Source organism: Phytohabitans aurantiacus (assembly GCF_027923225.1).
Classification (GTDB): Bacteria; Actinomycetota; Actinomycetes; order Mycobacteriales; family Micromonosporaceae; genus Phytohabitans; species Phytohabitans aurantiacus.
In genome coordinates, this window is the sequence record NZ_BSDI01000092.1 from 1 (window position 1) to 19,110 (window position 19,110).

Sequence of the window (19,110 nt, forward strand, 5' to 3'; positions counted from 1 at the left end):
ACCCCACTACCCGGCCGCAACTCTCCCACCTGACCCACACATCAGACAGGAGAGCCGTGCGAATGCCCTTGATCGACGACCCTTCGCGGGGTAAGGGCAAGCCCAGAACCAGGACCGAGGTCTGAGCTACCGCGACGTCCGTCGTGCGCGGGATCGTTGCTCCCGCGGCCTCACCCCGCGTGTCCCCCTGGGGTTGTGGGTGCGCGGAGGGTGAGGCTGCGGGAGCGGCGGTCTTGCGCACGACGGACGTCGCGGTAGCTCAGGTCTTGATCGTGTTCCTGAATCGGGGTCTGCCTGTCCATATCGGCCCGCGTCGAGGGTGACTGTGGCGCCTGTCCGTGTTCGTCGCCTGTGCGCGGCCGCGCACGGCGGCGCGCGTGCCCCGCCGGCCGGCGAGGCGTGTTCACGCCTCGCCGATCAAGGGCATTCGCATGGATCAAGGGCGAATGCACGCGGAAATGAGATCCAACCGCGTGCATTCGCCCTTGATCGGCGCGGCGCACGGGGCGCCGCGCACGGCGCGCGGTGCGGTGCGGCGCAGCGCGCGGTGCGGTGCGGTGGCGCGCGCGGTGCGGCGCGCGGTGTGGTGGCGCGCGGCCCGGCGGCGCGTGGTGCGCACCACGCGCGGTGCGGCGTGGGGTGGGGCGGTGTCGTTACTGGCTGAGGTGTTGGTAGCGGCGGATGGCCAAGGGGACGAACGCGGCGATGATGAGGGCGGGCCAGATCAGTGCGGCGGTCATCGCGTGGTCCTCGATCCAGTAGCCGCTCGCGACCGCGGGGGAGGCGAACAGGTCACGGATCGCGCCCGCCGTGGAGGAGACCGGGTTCCACGCGGCGATCGCGCCGAGCCATCCTGGCATCAGGTCGGGTGGCGAGAACACGGAGGACAGCATCCCGAACGGGAACGCGAGCGCGAACAGGTTTCCCGCCATCTCGGTGTTCTTCACCAGCAGTCCGAGGAAGATGCCGACGAAGATCAGCGCGAGCCGCAGCCACAGCAGGAGCGCGAACGCGGCGAAGGTGTCGCCGAGGCCGCCGCCGGGCCGCCAGCCGAGTACGAGGGCGATCATCACGAGGATCGTCAGGTCGACGGTGGCGTGGATGATGTCGGCGACGCCCCTGCCGGTGACCACGGCCGAGGAGGCCATTGGCATCGACCGGAACCGGTCGATGAAGCCCTTCTCCTTGGTCATCGCCACCGCGAACGCCGTGTTCATGAAGCCGAACGCCATGGTGAGGGTGAACATGCCGGGCATCGCGTAGTCGAGGTAGCCCTCGCCGGCGCCCTGGCCCGAGACGTCCATGGCGCTGCCGAAGACGTACACGAACAGCAGCACCATGACGATCGGGAACCCGAGCTGCCAGGCGAACGTCGACGGCTGGCGTACCAGGTGGGTCAGCTCCTGGAGCACGACGGTCCAGGAGTCGACGACGGCCCATTTCGTCCGGCTGGCGAGCGAGTCGTCCGTGTCCGGTACGAGGTCCACTGTGGTCACTTCGCGCCCTCCGTCAGGTGCAGGAATGCCTCGTCCAGGGTGGGCCGGCGCAGGCCGAGGTCGGCGACCGTGACGCCCCGCTCGCGCAGTTCGACGGCGACCTCGGTCAGCGCCCGCACGCCGTCGGTGACGGCCACGCTCGCGGCCAGCCCGGTATCGTCCACAGTGGCCTCACGGTCGCCGGAGCCGGCCTTGTTCAACAGCTCTGTGATCTGTGGCAGGTCGCCAGGGTCGCTGGCGACGACCTCGAGGCGCTCGTTGCCGATCCGGCGCTTCAGCCCGTCGGGCGTGTCCTCGACGATGTTGCGGCCGTGGTCGATGACGCCGATCCGGTCGCAGAGCCTGTCGGCCTCGTCCAGGTAGTGCGTGGTGAGCAGCACCGTGGTGCCGGCGGCCGCCAGCTTGCCGACCTGCTGCCACACCTCGCGCCGCCCGGCGGGGTCCAGGCCGGTGGTGGGCTCGTCGAGAAACAGCACCTCCGGCGCCAGGATCATGCTGGAGGCCAGGTCGAGGCGGCGCCGCATGCCTCCCGAGAACGTCTTCGGCGCCTTGTCGGCCGCGTCGGCGAGCCCGAACTGGTCGAGCAGCTCGCCCGCGCGCCGCCGGGCCGCGACCTTCCCGATGTGGAACAGCCGCCCGAACATGACCAGGTTCTGCCGGGCGGTGATCGAGTCGTCGACGGCGGTCTGCTGGCCGGTCAGGCCGATCCGGCGCCGTACCAGTCGCGCCTGCGTGCGCAGGTCGTAACCGGCCACCTCGGCACGGCCGCCGTCCGAGCGGGCCAGGGTGGTGAGGATGCGCACGGCCGTGGTCTTGCCGGCGCCGTTCGGGCCGAGCAGCCCGTAGACCGTGCCGCGGGGCACGGCCAGGTGCAGGTCGTCCAGCGCGACGGTGTCGCGGTACCGCTTTCGCAGGCCGTCCGCGACGACCGCGTACTCGGATCTTGACAAGGTGTCCCTCCCCGTAACTGGGTACGTCGTACGCAGATTAGCGTACGCTGTACCCAGAGGCCACCCGATTTATAGGATGAGCGGCGATGAACAGCGAACGCACGCCCGCCGAGCAGCTCCGGCGCAGCATGGAACTGCTCTGGGGGGAATGGGTGCGGCCCAGCCGCGGCCCCAAGCCCAGCCTCAATCTGGAGCGGATCGTCGACGCCGCGATCGCTCTCGCAGACCGGGAGGGGATCGAGGCGCTCTCCATGCGTCGCGTCGCGGCCGAGCTCGGTGCCGGCACGATGTCGCTGTACCGGCACGTGCCCGGCAAGGCGGAGCTGCTCGCCCTGATGCTCGACAAGGTCAGCGAGCTCGGCGACGACGCGGACCGGATCGCGGAGGCGGGCTGGCGCGAGGTGGTCGAGACGGCCGCGCGCGGCTCCTACCAGCTCTACCAGCGGCACCCGTGGCTGATCCAGGTCAACTGGACCCGGCCGGTGCTCGGGCCCAACATCCTGGCCGGCGTCGAGCTGTTCGTGCGCGGCCTGCGCGGGCTCGACATCACCGACCAGGAGCGGGTCTCCATCATGATCATGGTGGACGGGTACGTCACCGGCATCGTCCGGCAGCGGATCCAGAACGCGGCGGTGGGTGAGGAGACCGGGCTGACCGACGAGGAGTTCTGGAGTCATCAGTACCCCGTGCTCGTCAAGGCGATGGAGTCCGGCGACTACCCGTACATGGCCGCGATGAGCGATGACGCCTTCGGTCTCGGCTGGGACGAGACCTTCGAGTTCGGGCTGCAGCGCGTGCTCGACGGGATCGCGGCCCTGCTCGACTCGCGGGCGCGGTCCGCGGCGACGGAATCCGGGCGCTGACACAGCGTGTCGCTATCGTGACTCTCCTGTGTGGACTATGATGGCCGAAGATCGTTGTCGTATGGTGTAGGGGATGAACGCCTACGACGACGTCAATGCCGCGCGCGGCCGGGCCCAGATTCCAGGCCCCACGGGTGACAACAGACCCGCCGTAGGCGAACCACCACAGCGCACAAGCAGCGGCCGCGCGTCGGTCGGTTCGGCGTCCGTTGGCTCTGCCTCCGTTGGCTCTGCGTCGGTCGGCTCTGCGTCGGTCGGTTCGGCGTCGGTCGGTTCGGCGCCGGTGGGTACGGGTCGGGCGAGCGTCGGCGGTCGGGCGTCCGTCAGCCCCGCGCCGGCTCCCGCGGGTCGTGCCACGGTGGGTCGGGCGTCCGTGGCCGGCGTCGCCCCGGTGTCCGGCAGCCCGGACGCACCGCAGGGCCCGGGTGGCCCCGAGGGTCCGACGGGTCCCGGGCGGCGCGCCGCGAGGAAAGCCGCGAGTGGCAAGGGCGGCAAGGGCGGCGATCCGGCGGCCATCAAGAAGGCCAAGCGGCGCAAGCGCGTCAACCTGCTCGTCGCCGCGTTCGCCGTGATGGTCATCATGGCCGGCGGCGCGGTGGTCGGCCTGACGTGGTTCTACGACGACGTGCCTGAGTACCGGACCGAGGAGCTCCAGGCCACCAGCATCGTGTTCGAGAACGGCAACACGATGGCGACGCTGGGTGAGTTCAACCGCACGGTGGTGCCGGCGGGTGAGATCTCGCCGCTGGTGAAGCACGCGGTGGTCGCGGCCGAGGACAAGAACTTCGAAGACCACGAGGGCATCGACGTCAAGGGCATCATGCGCGCCGCGTGGAACAACTTCACCGGTGGCGGCAAGCAGGGTGCCTCGACGATCACGCAGCAGTACGCGCGGCACGCGGCGGATCTGACGGGGATCAACTACAACCGCAAGATCCGTGAAGCGGTACTGGCCCGCAAGCTGGAGCAGGAGTACACGAAGGACGAGATCCTCGGCTTCTACCTCAACGCCATCTACCTTGGCCGCGGCTGCTATGGCATCGAGGCGGCCGCGCAGTGCTACTTCGGCAAGTCGGCCGTGGCCAAGCCCGGTCAGAAGAACGCGTTGACCGCTGCCGAGGCGGCGGTCCTGGCGTCGGTGATCAAGCAGCCCGAGCCGGACCCGCTGACCGGGCACCAGGGCTTCGACCCGCAGCTGAACCTGCCGGAGGCGCAGGCGCGGTGGGAGTACACGCTCAACAACATGGTCGAGAAGAAGTGGCTCAGTGCGGAGGAGCGGGCCGCCGCGCAGTACCCGAAGTTCAACAAGTACGACCCGAAGAAGTGCCAGGTGGGCTGCGGTCTCGACAAGCCGACCGGCAACGTCGTCAACTACGTGCGCGACGAGTTGGAGGCGATGGGCATTCCGGCGGCCGAGTGGAAGAAGGGCGGCTACCGGATCACCACGACGATCAACAAGAAGGCGCAGGCGGCCGCCGAGGCCGCGGCGCGCCGGGCGAGCAAGACCTCACCGATGTCGAAGCTGCCCGCCCACTACCAGGCGGCGCTCGTGGCGGTGAACCCGAAGAACGGCCGCGTGATGGCCTACTACGGCGGCGACAACGGCACGGGTACGGACTTCGCGGGCCTGAACGGCGACGGCACCGGGCCGCACGCGCCCGGCTCGACCTTCAAGATCTACACGCTGGCGGCGGCGATGCGCGCCGGCATCCAGGTGGACTCGTACTGGGACCTGACCAAGCTCAAGGACGGCGACCGCGTCATCAACAACGCGGGCCGCACCAACATCCCCTGCGGCAAGTCCTGCACGCTTGAGCATTCCACGGTCCAGTCGTACAACGCGCCGTTCTACTGGATCTCCAAGGAACTCGGTCCGGAGAAGGTCGTGCAGGCGGCCCGCGACGCCGGCATCACGCTCATGAAGGACACCGCGACCGGCAAGGTGCACGACATCGCCAAGGCCGACCCGAAGACCGTCGCGCCGAAGTACTTCGACATCCAGGTCGGCTTCGGCCAGTACCCGGTGACGGTGCTCGACCACGCGAACGGCGTGGCGACCCTCGCCAACCGCGGCAACTTCGTCAAGGCGCACTTCATCGAGAAGGTCGAGAAGCGCAACCCGGCGACCGGCAAGTACGACCGGGTGCCGGGCAGCGGCGAGAAGATCAAGTCGGTGCGGAAGTTCGACGAGGCCGAGATCGACAACATCAACTCGGTGCTCAAGCAGATCCCGGGCAGCGTCGGCAACGGGCTCGCCGGCGGTCGCGAGGCGATCGGCAAGACCGGCACCTGGGAGCTGGACGACAGCGGTAAGGGTGCCAGCGGCGACGCGTGGATGGTCGGCGCGACCCATCAGGTGGCGGCCGCGGTCTGGGTCGGCACCTCCGGCGCGCGCAGAGCCATCAAGGAGCCCGGCGGCGGTTCCATGAGCGGTGGCGGCACGCCAGCGACCATCTGGGAACTGTTCATGGAGCAGGTGCACAAGGACCTGGACCTCGAGCGGGAGTCGTTCGCCGCGCGCAAGAACATCGGCGACCCCAACAGCCCGTACCCGAACGGCGTCAAGCCGCAGGACAAGCCCGTCGACCCGTGCGACCTGCTGCCGGAGGGCGCCTGCGGTGGTCGCGATGACGACGGTGGCGGCGATGACGACGACAACGACGGCCCGGTGCAACCCAGGCCCGACTTCTCCATACGACCACGAGATTGACGCTCGCCAATTGAATTGATAGCTTTCAATTCATGCAGCGATCCCGTGCCCTCATGGCGGTCGCCCTCGGCGCGACGTTCGCCACGCTGGCCGCGTCGGCCACGACACTTCTCGCCCCGCGGGTGAGCGCCCAGACGTCGGCGCCGCTCGCGGCGGCACCCGCCTTCCCCGGCGCGGTCGGCTTCGGCGCGGCCGTGACCGGGGGACGCGGTGGCCCCGTCTACCACGTGACGAACCTGAACGACTCCGGCGCCGGCTCGTTCCGCGACGCGGTCAGCCAAGGGCCACGGATCGTGGTGTTCGACGTCGGCGGATACATCAACCTGGCTTCGCCGCTGAGCATCAAGAGCAACATCACGGTCGCCGGCCAGACGGCTCCGGGCGAGGGCGTCGCCACCCGCGGGTACCAGGTCTCGCTCTCGAACGCCAACAACGTGATCGTGCGATACATGCGGTTCCGGCACGGGCTGACGCCGAACCAGAACCGCGACGGCATCACCATCAACGAGGGCAGCAACCAGATCTTCGACCACGTCTCGGTCTCCTGGGGCCGTGACGAGAACTTCTCCATCAACAGCAGCACCAACATCACGGTGCAGAACTCGATCATCTCCGAGGGCCTCGACCCGCACTCGTGCGGCGGGCTGATCCAGAGCGACGGCGTGACCCTGTTCCGCAACCTGTACGCGCACAACAAGACCCGGAACCCGAAGGTCAAGGGCCGCAACCAGTTCGTCAACAACGTGGTCTACAACTGGGGGTCCGACGCCTACATCGAGGGCGACTCCGCCGGGCGCAGCGACGCCAACGTGATCGGCAACTACTTCGTCAAGGGCCCGTCGACCGGCTCCGCCGGCCCGTTCACGCGCGGCAACCTGAACTTCCACATCTACGCGTCGGGCAACTACTACGACGCGGACAAGGACGGCACCCTCGACGGCCGGCCGACGACGGTCGCCGACCTCGGCAACGTCGTGGTCGAACCGGCGCCGTTCCCGTTCCCGGCGATCACCGCCGTATCGGCCGCGGCCGCACACCAGGCGGTCGTCGACCGGGCCGGTGCGTCCCTGCGCCGGGACGCCGTCGACCGCAGGCTGATCGCCGACCTGACCCGCCAGACCGGCGCGATCATCACCGATCCGGCGGCGGTCGGCGGCTTCGGCTCGCTCGCGGGCGGCGCGGCACCGGCCGACGGCGACCGCGACGGCATGCCGGACGCGTGGGAGGTGTCCAACGGGCTGAACCCGGCGAACGCCGGCGACGGCGACGACTACGCGGCGGACGGCTACACCAACGTCGAGCGGTACCTGAACAGCCTCGCGCCGTAAGGCGCTCTCTACCGACCGTCACCTTGCGCGGGCGTGCTATCCGTGTGTGCATCACGGATCAACACGTCCGCGCCTCGCCGCGCGGGCGCGTCACGGGGGAGCGGGTATGGGCGGGCGGGAACATGGCCGTGGGGATCTGACCCCGGCACTGCTGGATACACCGGTCTGGTCCGACGCCCTCGTCGAGTCGGCCGGCATCCCCGTACGCGACGCCCCGTTCGTCACCGTGGGCGGCGGGATCGGCTCGTTCGTACTGGTCGACTACCTGCGCATCGCGGGCGTGCCGACCTCTGACATCCGGGTACTGTCCAACATCGACCAGCCGTGGCAGACGTACCAGTACCTGACCCGCGTCTCGCAGATACCGGAGCCGGAGCGGATCCGCTCGGACTCCTCGTCGCGGCCGGACAACATCTGGGGCTTCCCGTCGTACGCGCTCAGCGAGGCGTGGCGTGACCGCACCATCCGCCCCCTGCTCCACGTTCTCGGCGAGCCCATCTTCGCGGACTACTGGACCCCTCGGGTGGGCGACGTCTTCACGAGCATGGCCCGGGAGGCCGCCCGCATCGGCTACTCCCGGATGCTGGACCGGGGTGTGGTGCGGATGGTGCGCCGCCGCGACAAGGGCGGCTACTTCACGATCCTCACCCCGCCGGAGGGCACCAGCGAGACGCGCCGGATCGCGTACCGGTCGCGGTTCGCGCACGTCGCGGTCGGCTACCCCGGCCTGCGGTTCCTGCCGGACCTGCAGGAGTTCCGGGAGAAGTACGGCGACTACACGCGGGTGGTCAACGCCTACGAGCCGCACGAGCACGTCTACGAGTTCCTCAAGACCCGCCCCGGCACCGTCGTCGTCCGGGGCGGCGGCATCGTCGCGTCCCGGGTGCTGCAACGGCTGATGGACGACCGGGAGCGGCACAACCTACAGACCAGGATCGTGCACATCTTCCGCACCTTCGTCACCGGCGCGCACGGCCCGCACCTCTGGGCCCGCCGCAAGGGCGGCGACGGCTGGGCGTACCAGGGCTTCAACTACCCCAAGTCGGTGTGGGGCGGCCAGCTCAAGGCCCGCATGCGCAAGCTTGACGGCGCCGAGCGCGCGGCCCTCTACAAGGAGATGGGCGGCACCAACACCCCGAAGCGCCGCCGGTGGCAGCAGCAGATGCGCGCCGGCCGGGAGGGCGGCTGGTACGAGGCGTTCCAGGGCGTGGTGGAGCGGGTCGAGCCCGGCGTCGACGGCACCCTCACCAGCATCGTGACCAGCGACCTCACGGGCGAATCAGCCACCCAGAAGATCGGCTCCAACTACATCATCGACTGCACCGGCCTGGAGGCCGACATCGCCGAGCACCGCATCCTGGCCGACCTGCTCAGCCACGCCGGCGCGGGCCGCAACCCGCTGGGCCGGCTGGATGTCGAGCGGCACTTCGAGATCAAGGGCACGGCGAGCGGAGACGGCGCGCTGTACGCCACGGGCGCCGCGACGCTCGGCGGGTACTTCCCGGGCGTCGACACGTTCCTGGGCCTCCAGGTAGGCGCGCAGGAAATCACCGACGACCTCGCCCGGCGCGGTTTCTGCCGCCGCATCGGCCCGATCCGGTCGGCCACCCAGTGGGTACGGTGGGCGCTCGGCCGCCCGGTGAAGGAGGCCTGAGCGTGGTACCCGTGCTGCTGGGTCGGATACAGACCCGGCTGTTCCTGCTCGCCTTCGTGGGCTCGGCGGTGACCGCCATCGTCACGCCGCTCGTCGGTGCTACCTACGGCACCACGTTCGCCATCCTGGCCGCCGTCGCGGTGCTCGGCGTCGGCTGGGAGCTGCTGTACCACCTGCTGATGCAGTTCCGCTGGGAGAAGGACTGGCCATCGCTGTTCGGGCTGCTCACCGCGGTACCAGAGGGGCTGCTGCTGTGGGCGCTGCTGAAGCGCGGCGCGGTGCCCACTGTGGACGCGGCGCCGTCGCTGGCGGCGTATGCCGCGCATTTCCTCGCCGTCTGGATCGCGGTCTGGCTGGTCGCCAACGGGCCGATGCGGGTGCCGTTCCCGCGCTGGCGCTTTCACGGAGGGCGGCTGATATGAGCCCGCGCCAACCCGACCCCACCGCGCCTTTCGAGGCCGTGCTGCTGATCCCCGGCGCCGACGACGCGCCCACGGTGCGCTACGACGGGCCCTCGGTCGTCCTCGTCGAGGGCGTGCACTGCGCCAACCGCCACTTCAACGATCCCGCCCTGCGCTACTGCCAGCGCTGCGGCATCTCCATGGCGCAGCTGACGCACGTGACGGTGCTCGGGCCGCGGCCGCCGCTGGGCGTGCTGCTGCTCGACGACGGCGCGACGTTCCGGCTCGACGCCGACTACGTCGTCGGCCGGGATCCACATCGGAATCCCGCGGTGGCCGCCGGCAGCCGGGCGCTGCGCGTGTCCGGCGCGGTCAGCGGCGTCTCCCGGCATCACCTGCGGATCTCGCTCGACGGCTGGACCGTGCGGGCCACCGACCTCGGCTCGGTCAACGGCACCCACGTGGAACCGCCCGGCGAGCCCAGCCCGCGCCGGCTCGACCCGGGCAAGCCCGCCGAGATCCGGCCCGGCACCCGCGTGCTGTTCGGGTCGCGGTGGCTGCGCTACGAGTCGCACCGCAACCCGTGAACCGGACCGATCCAGGAGAGCACATGCGCGGCATCGCCGACTACGAGTTCATCAGAGCGCTCGGCTCGGGCAACCACGGCCACTACTACCTGGCCAACCGGCCGGCCCGGCTGCCCATCGACGCGGACCAGGTGGCCGTCAAGGTGCTGGCGGCGGAGTCGACCGCGACCGCCTTCCGCCGTGCCACCCGCGAGCTGAAGGCGTTCGCCGCGGTCCGCTCGCCGTACCTGGTCGCCCCGTACGACGCCGGGCAGCAGGACGGCGTCTTCTACTACTCGACGGCGTACCTGCCGGGCGGCTCGCTCGCCTCCCCGGCGTCGCCGCTGTCCACAGGGGACGCTCTACGGGCCGCCGCGCACGCGGCACGGGCGGCGGCCGCCCTGCACGCCGCCGGCATCGTGCACCGCGACATCAAGCCCGGCAACGTCCTGCTCCACGAGAGCGGGGCGCAGCTGTCCGACCTCGGCCTGGCGCAGGTGTTCGCCGAGGGCGTCACGCTCACCGGCATGGGTGGACTGGACGCCGTCGAGTACGTGGACCCGAGCCTGCTGCTCGGCGAGGCGCCCGGACCCGCCAACGACGTGTGGTCCCTGGGGATGCTGGTGCACCGCGTGGTGGCCGGCACCGGCGTCTACGGCCCGCTGCCCGAGGAGGACGGCCTGCTGGCCCTGCGGCGGGTGCTGTCGACCCCGCCGAAGCTCAGCGACGCGCTGCCCGAGCCGGTGGCCGCCCTCGTGCGGGACTGCATAGCCCCCACTGTGGAGCGTCCATCCGCCGGCGCCGTGGCGGACCGCCTCGACCAGATCCGGGACGGCGTCCGGTGAGCGCGCACGCCGTCATGCAGTTCCTGCTGGCGATCGCGGCCATCATCGTGCTCGCCCGGGTGCTGGGCCGGCTGGCCCGCATGGTCGGCCAGCCGCCCGTGATCGGCGAGATCGTGGCCGGCATCCTCATTGGACCGACGCTGTTCGGCACGGCGGTCACCGACAGGCTCATGCCCACCGACATCCGGCCGGCCCTGTCCGGGCTCGCCAACCTGGGCCTGGTCCTGTTCATGTTCATCGTCGGCTACGAGCTGGACCAGGCGTCGCTGCGCGGTCGCGGCCGGACGGCGACCTCGGTGTCGATCGGGTCCGTCGTGGTGCCGCTCGGCCTCGGCGTCGTGCTCGCCCTGTGGCTCGCCGGCCGGCACGGCGTCACCGACGAGGTGCCGTTCGCGCTGTTCATCGGCGCGGCGATGTCGGTCACCGCGTTTCCGGTACTGGCCCGCATCCTCACCGACCGCGGCATGGTGCGCACACCGGTCGGCGGGCTCGCGCTCGCCAGCGCCGCCGTCGACGACGTGGTCGCCTGGTCGCTGCTCGCCGTCGTCGTGGGCATCGCCGGCGCCGACGGTGGCTCGTCGTGGGTGATCCTGCTCTCGGCGCCGTACCTGGCGTTGATGCTCCTCGTCGTGCGGCCGCTCCTGCGCCGCCTCGTCGCCGCCCGCGACCGCGCCGGGCGCCTCACCCCGGACATCCTCGCGGTCGTGCTCACCGGCATGCTGCTGTCCTGCGTGGCCACCGAGTGGCTGGGCCTGCACGCCATCTTCGGCGCCTTCCTGTTCGGCGCGGTCATGCCGAAGACCGGTACCGGCGACGTGCTGCGCGTCGAGATCCTCGAACGCCTCGAACAGGTCAGCGTCCTGCTCCTGCTGCCGGTCTTCTTCGTCCTCTCCGGGCTGCGCGTCGACCTGTCGACGATCGGCGGCACCGGCCTGCTGGAGCTCGGCGCGATCCTGGCCGTGGCGATCGGCGGCAAGTTCGCCGGCGCGTACGCGGCCGCGCGGCTGAACCGGGTGCCCAGCCGGCAGTCGGGCGCCCTCGCCATCCTCATGAACACCCGCGGGCTCACCGAGATCGTCATCCTGACCGTTGGCCTGCAACTCGGCCTCATCGACCAGCGGGTCTTCTCGATGATGGTGGTGATGGCGCTCGTCACCACCGCGATGGCGGGCCCGCTGCTCGCCGTCGTCTATCCACAACGGACGATCGAGCGGGACATCCTGGAGGCGGAGCGCGCGGCGGCCGCCGCGCCGGCCGGCTACCGGGTACTGGTATCGCTGCCCGCTGGTGACGCGGCCCGTCCGCTCGTCGACCAGGCCGCCGACCTGGCGGCCGCCGCGGGCGGGCCGGCCGAGGTCGTCCTGAGCCGCCTCGTGCCGGCGCCCACGACACCGCTGGAGGTCGGCAGTGGACTGTCGGAGGAACTGCTGGCGATGACGGCCGCCATGGACGAGCTGGCCGGGCTCGCCGAGTCGGTGCGGGCCCGCGGGCTCGCCGCGCCGGTACTGGTGCGGTTCAGCCGCGACCCCGAGGCCGACCTGGCCGCTCAGGTCGAGGCGGTGCGGCCCGACGTCCTGCTGACGTCCGCGGGTCGCTCGCTGGTGACGCGTGCATGAGCGGCGACCAGGGGCCGCGGGGTGCCTCGCTGCGCCCGGGTGACCTGCGGCGGCTTGGCCGGTACGAGGTTCTCGGGCGGCTCGGCGAGGGCGGCATGGGCACCGTGTACCTCGCCCGCGACCCCGACGCCCGGCAGGTGGCCATCAAGGTGATCCGGGCCGAGCTGACGATCGACGACGAGTTCCGGCGGCGGTTCCGCGGCGAGGTCGACCGGGCCCGGCAGGTGCCGCCGTTCTGCACCGCGGAGGTGCTCGACGCCGACCCGGACCACGAGCGCCCGTACCTCGTCGTGGAGTACGTCGACGGCCCCAGCCTGGCGACCGTGGTGGAGGAGCGCGGCCCGCTCACCCCCGCCAACCTGCACGGGCTCGCGATCGGGGTGGCCACCGCGCTGACCGCGATCCACGGCGCGGGCGTCATCCACCGCGACCTCAAACCCAGCAACGTGCTGCTGGCGCCGGGCAGCCCGAAGGTCATCGACTTCGGCATCGCGCGGGCGGTGGAGGCGACCAGCCGGCACACGCGTACCAACCAGATGGTCGGCACGGCGGCGTACATGGCTCCGGAGCGGTTCGGGCCCGACGCCGGTACCGCCCTGACGCCGGCGGCGGACGTCTTCTCCTGGGGCGCGGTCGTCGCGTACGCGGGCTCCGGCCGCACACCGTTCGGTGCCGGTACGCCCGCCGTGGTCGCCGCCCGCATCCTCACCGGGCAACCCAACCTGACCGGACTCGCGCCGCCGCTGCGCGACCTGGTCGAGCGGACCCTGGCCAAGGACCCGGCGCGGCGCCCCACCGCCCGCGAACTGCTCGACATGCTGCTCACCGCCGGCCCGCACCGGCCAGCGGTGGTCGCGGCCGCCCTGGCCGAGCAGCCGGCCCTGCTCGTCGCCGCCGAGGAGGCCCAGGCGGCCACCGACCACCACCCGAACCGCCTGGCGGCGGTGGCGCCACCCGAACCCGCCCCGGCCGCCGAACTCGCCGGGGCGGCTGAGTCAACCGGCTCCGCGACCACCTACCTCGGCCCGCTCGGCCTCTCCGCGCCAGCCCCAACGCCGGTGTCGTTCGAGCCCGGCGCCGCACCGATCCCACCCGATCCCGCCCCACCGCCCATCCCGCCTGCGCCCGACTCGGTCGCGTCCGGCTCGCCCGGCCTGGCCGCACCCGGCTTGGGCGGGTCGGGCTCCGCCTCCGCTGTGCCGGCGGCGACGGTTGCCGGCGACACCGAGCCGGACGCGTCCGCCGGTGCGCATGCCCTGCCGGCTCCTCGCGCCGGCGGGCGGATGGGGCGGATCGCCACTCTGGCGCTGGCGCTCGCGGTCTTCATCACGTCGCTGACCGTGGCCGGCGTGGTGACCGGCAGGCTCCCTCCCGACCGCGGCGGCGCCCCGGCGCCCACACCCGCTTCCCCCACGGCTTCGGCGAGCGCCTCCGCCCGGGCCAGCCAGGTGGTGATCGAGGACCCGCTGACCGCGCCGCGCGGCTGGCGGACCCGCGACGACACGGCCGAGAAGACCACCTGCCGCTTCGACGGCGCCCTGGTGGTCACCCGCGACCAGCAGGGCTCGTACCGGTGTCCGGGCCCGGTGGACCCGCACACCGACTTCACGGTCGCCGTCGACGTACGCCTCCGCACCCAGGGCACGTGCGCGGCCATCTGGTTCCGGTTCGACGGCCCTGGCGGGTACCTGCTGCGGATCTGCCAGGAGGGCTACTACCTGGCGACCCACGGTGCCGGCGACGGGCGGACGGTGCGGGTCCTACGCACGATGCCGTTCGCCAGCGCGCTCCCGCTCGGCGACACGATCCGCGTCGGCGTGACGGTGGAGGGTACGACCATCTCGGTGGAACGCGACGGCGACCCGGTCGGCACCGTCCGGGACGCCACGTTCGCCCAGGGCCGCGTGGTGCTGGGCATCTTCTCCCAGACCCCCGACCACGCCCCACCCTTCACGGTGACCTTCGCCAACATCGAGATCCGCACCTTCACCCCGTGACCGCGCCGCACGCCCCCGCCGGCGTGTCGTCGCGCGCTGCGCGCGCCGATCAAGGGCATTCGGGTGGATCAAGGGCGAATGCACGCGGAAGGGAGATCGAACCGCGTGCGTTTGCCCTTGATCGGCGTGCTCGGCGTGGCGACACGCCGTCGCGGGCCGTCGCGGGCACCGCGCGCCGCTGCGGGTGGGCGCGCGGCGGCCCGAGGCGGCGCGCGGTGGGGGTGGGTGCGGGCTTGGCAGTGGAGGTCGGGGGGGGCGGGGAGCGCTAGCTCGCCGCCGGCCGGAACGGTGCCCGCGGGAGCATGCGGTCCGGCGCTGACGCGGACCGGGGTATATGTGATTGAGGATGGTGGTTAGAGGGGCTAACTATTAGAGTCGGGAACTGTGAGGGTTCCTATCGAGGCGGTGCGCGTGCTGGCGCGGCTCAGCCGCGTGCTGGAGTCGGCTGACGCCGAGCTGACTGTGCCGCAGTACCGGATGCTGTCCGCGCTCAGCGAGGGTGGGCTGCGCTCGGCGCGCCTCGCCGAGCGGCTCGCGGTGCGCAAGCCGACCGTGACCGCGCTCGCCGATGCCATGATCGCCGCTGGGTACGTGGCGCGGGAGAGTGAGGCGGGCGACCGGCGGATCGTGCGGCTGTCGCTGACCGAGGCGGGCCAGGAGGCGCTCGAGCGGGCCGACGCGGCCTACCTCGCCCGGCTGGAGCCGTTGCTCGCCGGCGTGCCCGACCAGGAGGCGTTTCTCGGCAGCCTGCGGGCCGTCGGCGAGGCGCTGGACGCCAGGCTCGCCAGGGCCGAGCGGTGAGGGAGCGGGGCTGGCTGCGCCGGCTGTTCGGGTACTGCCTGCGCTACCGGGGCCGGGTGGCGCTCGCCTTCGGGGCGTCGGTGGTGGGGATGGCGGTCACCGCGGCGGCGCCCCTGATCCAGCGTGCCATCGTCGACGACGCGATCCTGTCCGACAAGCGTCCCCTCGCACCGCTGGCCGGCCTGCTGATCGCCGCCGCCGTCGTCAACTACGCGGCCTCCTATGTGCGGCGGTACGAGGGCGGGCGGCTGGCGCTGGACGTGCAGCACGACCTGCGTACGGAGATGTTCGGCGCGCTGGGCAGGCTCGACGGCGCCCGCCAGGACGAGCTGCCGACCGGGCAGGTCATCAGCCGGGCGACCTCCGACATCACCATGGTGCAGGGGCTGCTCAGCATGGTGCCGATCATGGTCGGAAACCTGCTGCTGTTCGTGCTGTCGCTGGCCGTCATGCTGGTGCTGTCGCCGGTGCTGACCCTGATCGCGCTCGCCGTCGGGCCGGGCCTGTGGTGGGTGGCGACGCTGTCGCGTACCAAGCTGTTTCCGGCCACCTGGGAGGCGCAGCAGCAGGCCAGCGCGGTCGCCTCGGTGGTCGACGACGCGGTGACCGGGGTACGGGTCGTCAAGGGGTTCGGCCAGGAGGAGCAGGAGCTCGACAAGCTGGCCCGGGTCGCGCGCCGCCTGTTCGCGTCGCGGCTGCGGGCCAACCGCCTCAACAGCCGGTACAACCCGACGCTGCAGGCGATCCCCGCACTCGGTCAGGTCGGTGTGCTCGCCCTCGGTGGCTGGCTCGCCGTACACGGCCACATCAGCCTCGGCACGTTCCTGGCCTTCTCCGCCTACCTGGCCCAGCTCGTCGGGCCGGTGCGGATGCTGTCGAACCTGCTCACCGCCGGCCAGCAGGCCAAGGCCAGCGTCATCCGGGTCTTCGAGGTCATCGACTCGCGGCCGGTGGCGTCGGAGTCGCCGTCGGCCGTGCCGCTGCCCGCCACCGCACCTGCCGGTGTCGCGTTCGAGGACGTCACCTTCGGGTACGGCGATGGGCCGCCGGTGCTGCGTGGCCTGTCGCTGTCGGTGCGTCCGGGGGAGACCGTCGCGCTGATCGGCACCGCCGGCTCCGGCAAGTCGACGGTGTCGCTGCTGCTGCAACGCTTCTACGATCCGCGGTCCGGTGTGGTCCGCGTCGGCGGCCACGACGTGCGCTCGCTGACCCTGGAGTCGTTGCGCGGCACCGTGGCCGTCGTCATGGAGGACAGCTTCCTGTTCTCGCAGAGCGTGCGCGCCAACATCGCCTACGGGCGGCCCGACGCCACCGACGCGGAGGTCGAAGCCGCGGCGCGGGCGGTCGAGGCGCACGAGTTCATCATGGCGCTGCCCGACGGATACGACACGGTCATCGGCGAGCAAGGGCTGACCCTGTCCGGCGGGCAGCGACAGCGGGTGTCGCTGGCCCGGGCGCTGCTCACCGACCCCCGGGTGCTGGTCCTCGACGACGCCACCTCCGCCGTGGACGCCCAGGTCGAGGCGGAGATCCACGCGGCCCTGCACGGGTTGGTGAGCGATCGCACCACGATCCTCATCGCGCACCGGCGTTCGACGCTCGCCCTCGCCGACCGGATCGCGGTACTCGACGAGGGCCGCGTCGTCGATACCGGTACGCACGAGGAGCTGACCGCCCGCTGTCCGCTGTACCGGCTGCTGCTGACCGGTCCGGGAGACGCCCCGGAGCCACCACCGGCGACGGAGGGAGTCACGGCGGAGCTGTGGGAGTCCATCGCCACCGGCGCCGAGCATCACCTCACCAAGGACCTGGCCGCCGGCGCCATCCCGAACCGCGGGCGCGGATTCGGGGGCGTCAACGGGCCGATGGCGGGCGCGCTGTCCGGTGCGCCGCCGACCCCGGAGCTGCTGGCCCAGGTCGCGGCGCTGCCACCGGCGACCGGCGAGCCGCACGTGGACGAGCCGGCGGTACGCGCACCCGATCCCGCGTTCAGCCTGCGCCGCCTGCTGCGCCCGCTCGCCGGCCCGCTGCTGCTCGCCCTGGCGCTGGTGGCCGTGGACACCGCGCTGAGCCTGACCCTGCCGGTGCTGACCCGCGACGGCGTGGACCACGGCGTCGGGCAGGGCGCGCCGCACATCATCGCGGTGGTGTCGGCGATCGGCCTGGTCGTGGTACTGGTCGACCTGCTGGTCAACGTGCTCCAGATCCGGGTGGCCGGACGCACCGGGGAGCGGCTGCTGTACTCCCTGCGGGTCAAGAGCTTCGCCCACCTGCAGCGGCTCGGCCTGGACTACTACGAGCGCGAGATGTCCGGCCGGATCATGACGCGGATGACCACGGACATCGACGCGTTCTCCTCGTTCCTCCAAACTGGACTGGTCACGGCGGCGGTCAGCGTGCTCACCTTCGTCGGCATCCTGGTCGCGCTGCTGGTGCTCAACCTCCAGCTGGGCCTCGTCGTGCTGTGCACGATGCCGGTGATGGTGCTGGCCACCGCGGTGTTCCGGGCGAAGTCCGCGAAGGCGTACACCGAGGCGCGGGACAAGGTCAGCATCGTCAACGCCGACCTGCAGGAGAACGTCGCCGGGATGCGGATCACGCAGGCGTACCGGCGGGAGGCGTACAACCGCGGGCGGTTCGCCGAGCTGAGCGACGACTACCGGGTCAGCCGCACCCGGGCGCAGCGGTACATCGCCACCTACTTCCCGTTCGTCCAGCTGCTGTCGAGCGTCGCGGCGGCGCTCGCGTTGATCGCGGGCGCCCGCCTCGTGCACGCCGGCACGCTCACCACCGGGGCGCTGATCGCCTACCTGCTGTACATCGACATGTTCTTCGCGCCGATCCAGCAGCTGTCGCAGGTGTTCGACGGGTACCAGCAGGCCGCCGTCGGCCTCAGCCGGGTGCGGGACCTGTTGCGCACGCCGAGCAGTACACCCGTCGCGAGCGCGCCCGTCGCGGTGCCGGCACGGCTGGCGGGCGCCGTCTCGTTCGAGAACGTCCGCTTCGCCTATGGGCCGCAGGCCCCGGAGGCGATCCGCGGCGTCACGCTGCGGGTGGCGCCGGGGGAGACGGTCGCCCTGGTCGGTCAGACCGGCGCCGGCAAGTCCACCATGGTCAAGCTCGTCTCCCGGTTCTACGACGCCACCGGCGGCGCGGTGCTCGTCGACGGCGTCGACGTCCGCCGTTTCGACCTTCCCGGGTACCGGCACCGGCTCGGCCTGGTGCCCCAGGAGGCGTACCTGTTTCCGGGCTCGGTGCGCGACACCATCGCGTACGGCCGGCCGGACGCCACCGACGCGCAGGTCGAGGCGGCGGCCCGTGCGGTGGGCGCCCACGAGATGATCGCGCACCTCGACGGCGGGTACCGGCACCAGGTCGCCGAGCGCGGCCGCAACCTGTCGGCGGGGCAGCGGCAGCTGCTCGCCCTGGCCCGCGCGGAGCTGGTGGATCCCGACATCCTGCTGATGGACGAGGCGACGGCCGCGCTGGACCTGGCGACGGAGGCCGCGGTGACGCGCGCGGCCGACCGCCTCGCCCGGCGGCGCACGACGCTGGTGGTGGCGCACCGGCTGACCACGGCGGCGCGCGCCGACCGGATCGCGGTCCTGGAGCACGGGCGGCTCGTCGAGGTGGGCACCCACGAGGAGTTGCTGGCGGCGGGCGGCACGTACGCGTCCCAGTGGCGCGCCTACACCGGCGCCCCCGCCCTCCGATGATCATCGTCAACCCGTGATCAGGGCGTCCCTCAAGTCGTTAGGGCTACTTCAGGGACGCCCTGATCACGGTGCGGGCTAGTGCGGTGACCATGAACGTTCACCGGGTCTGGTCGTCAGGCCGCCTTGGTGCGGGGTCGGCCCCAGCGTTGTTGGCGTTCGCTGCGGAT

The 19,110-nt window shown here is 71.7% G+C and carries 13 protein-coding genes; 11 read left to right on the forward strand and 2 right to left on the reverse strand.

Annotated elements, in window-relative coordinates; all coding sequences use genetic code 11:
• Positions 1 to 653 precede the first annotated feature (653 nt).
• Both QMG73_RS44385 and QMG73_RS44390 read right to left on the reverse strand, forming a co-directional pair.
• Positions 654 to 1,496 (reverse strand): ABC transporter permease, encoded by an 843-nt coding sequence (locus QMG73_RS44385; protein WP_281905981.1) that lies wholly within the window; start codon positions 1,494 to 1,496, stop codon positions 654 to 656.
• The gene (locus tag QMG73_RS44390; RefSeq protein WP_281905982.1) at positions 1,493 to 2,446 is read right to left on the reverse strand and encodes an ATP-binding cassette domain-containing protein; all 954 of its coding nucleotides are present in this window, start codon (positions 2,444 to 2,446) and stop codon (positions 1,493 to 1,495) included. Before QMG73_RS44390 ends, QMG73_RS44385 begins: the two co-directional genes overlap by 4 nt.
• An 86-nt stretch (positions 2,447 to 2,532) precedes the next feature.
• On the opposite strand from QMG73_RS44390, the gene QMG73_RS44395 reads away from it, so the two are divergent.
• The 11 genes from QMG73_RS44395 (at position 2,533) to QMG73_RS44445 (ending at position 18,943) form a co-directional block, all read left to right on the forward strand.
• Positions 2,533 to 3,309, forward strand: a complete 777-nt coding sequence (locus QMG73_RS44395) for a TetR/AcrR family transcriptional regulator (RefSeq protein ID WP_281905983.1) — start codon at positions 2,533 to 2,535, stop codon at positions 3,307 to 3,309.
• Between the two features lie 358 nt (positions 3,310 to 3,667).
• Positions 3,668 to 6,019, forward strand: coding sequence for a transglycosylase domain-containing protein (locus QMG73_RS44400; RefSeq protein WP_281905984.1), 2,352 nt, complete (start codon positions 3,668 to 3,670; stop codon positions 6,017 to 6,019).
• A gap of 32 nt (positions 6,020 to 6,051) precedes the next feature.
• Positions 6,052 to 7,347, forward strand: a complete 1,296-nt coding sequence (locus QMG73_RS44405; protein ID WP_281905986.1) for a pectate lyase family protein — start codon at positions 6,052 to 6,054, stop codon at positions 7,345 to 7,347.
• A 106-nt stretch (positions 7,348 to 7,453) separates the two neighbouring features.
• Complete coding sequence (locus QMG73_RS44410) at positions 7,454 to 9,001, forward strand: hypothetical protein (RefSeq protein ID WP_281905989.1); 1,548 nt, start codon at positions 7,454 to 7,456, stop codon at positions 8,999 to 9,001.
• 2 nt (positions 9,002 to 9,003) lie between these two features.
• Entirely contained in the window at positions 9,004 to 9,423 is a 420-nt protein-coding gene (locus QMG73_RS44415) for a hypothetical protein (RefSeq protein WP_281905992.1), read from the forward strand.
• Positions 9,420 to 9,989, forward strand: coding sequence for an FHA domain-containing protein (locus QMG73_RS44420; protein ID WP_281905994.1), 570 nt, complete (start codon positions 9,420 to 9,422; stop codon positions 9,987 to 9,989). Before QMG73_RS44415 ends, QMG73_RS44420 begins: the two co-directional genes overlap by 4 nt.
• Before the next feature lie 23 nt (positions 9,990 to 10,012).
• Positions 10,013 to 10,813 (forward strand): protein kinase domain-containing protein, encoded by an 801-nt coding sequence (locus QMG73_RS44425; protein ID WP_281905996.1) that lies wholly within the window; start codon positions 10,013 to 10,015, stop codon positions 10,811 to 10,813.
• Positions 10,810 to 12,429 carry a cation:proton antiporter gene (locus tag QMG73_RS44430; RefSeq protein ID WP_281905998.1) on the forward strand — a complete coding sequence of 540 codons (1,620 nt, stop codon included), beginning with the start codon at positions 10,810 to 10,812 and terminating at the stop codon, positions 12,427 to 12,429. Before QMG73_RS44425 ends, QMG73_RS44430 begins: the two co-directional genes overlap by 4 nt.
• The gene (locus QMG73_RS44435; RefSeq protein WP_281905999.1) at positions 12,426 to 14,426 is read left to right on the forward strand and encodes a protein kinase domain-containing protein; all 2,001 of its coding nucleotides are present in this window, start codon (positions 12,426 to 12,428) and stop codon (positions 14,424 to 14,426) included. Before QMG73_RS44430 ends, QMG73_RS44435 begins: the two co-directional genes overlap by 4 nt.
• A gap of 384 nt (positions 14,427 to 14,810) precedes the next feature.
• A complete protein-coding gene (locus QMG73_RS44440; RefSeq protein WP_281906000.1) occupies positions 14,811 to 15,227 on the forward strand; it encodes a MarR family transcriptional regulator in 417 nt (138 codons plus the stop codon).
• Positions 15,224 to 18,943, forward strand: a complete 3,720-nt coding sequence (locus QMG73_RS44445) for an ABC transporter ATP-binding protein (RefSeq protein WP_281906002.1) — start codon at positions 15,224 to 15,226, stop codon at positions 18,941 to 18,943. Before QMG73_RS44440 ends, QMG73_RS44445 begins: the two co-directional genes overlap by 4 nt.
• The last annotated feature ends 167 nt before the right edge of the window (positions 18,944 to 19,110 follow it).

What these genes read in the sequence shown, in the direction of transcription:
- QMG73_RS44420 (WP_281905994.1), top strand. Translation starts at nt 9,420, where the DNA reads ATGAGCCCGCGCCAACCCGACCCCACCGCGCCTTTCGAGGCCGTGCTG.
- QMG73_RS44410 (WP_281905989.1), top strand. Translation starts at nt 7,454, where the DNA reads ATGGGCGGGCGGGAACATGGCCGTGGGGATCTGACCCCGGCACTGCTG.
- QMG73_RS44405 (WP_281905986.1), top strand. Translation starts at nt 6,052, where the DNA reads ATGCAGCGATCCCGTGCCCTCATGGCGGTCGCCCTCGGCGCGACGTTC.
- QMG73_RS44425 (WP_281905996.1), top strand. Translation starts at nt 10,013, where the DNA reads ATGCGCGGCATCGCCGACTACGAGTTCATCAGAGCGCTCGGCTCGGGC.
- QMG73_RS44435 (WP_281905999.1), top strand. Translation starts at nt 12,426, where the DNA reads ATGAGCGGCGACCAGGGGCCGCGGGGTGCCTCGCTGCGCCCGGGTGAC.
- QMG73_RS44395 (WP_281905983.1), top strand. Translation starts at nt 2,533, where the DNA reads ATGAACAGCGAACGCACGCCCGCCGAGCAGCTCCGGCGCAGCATGGAA.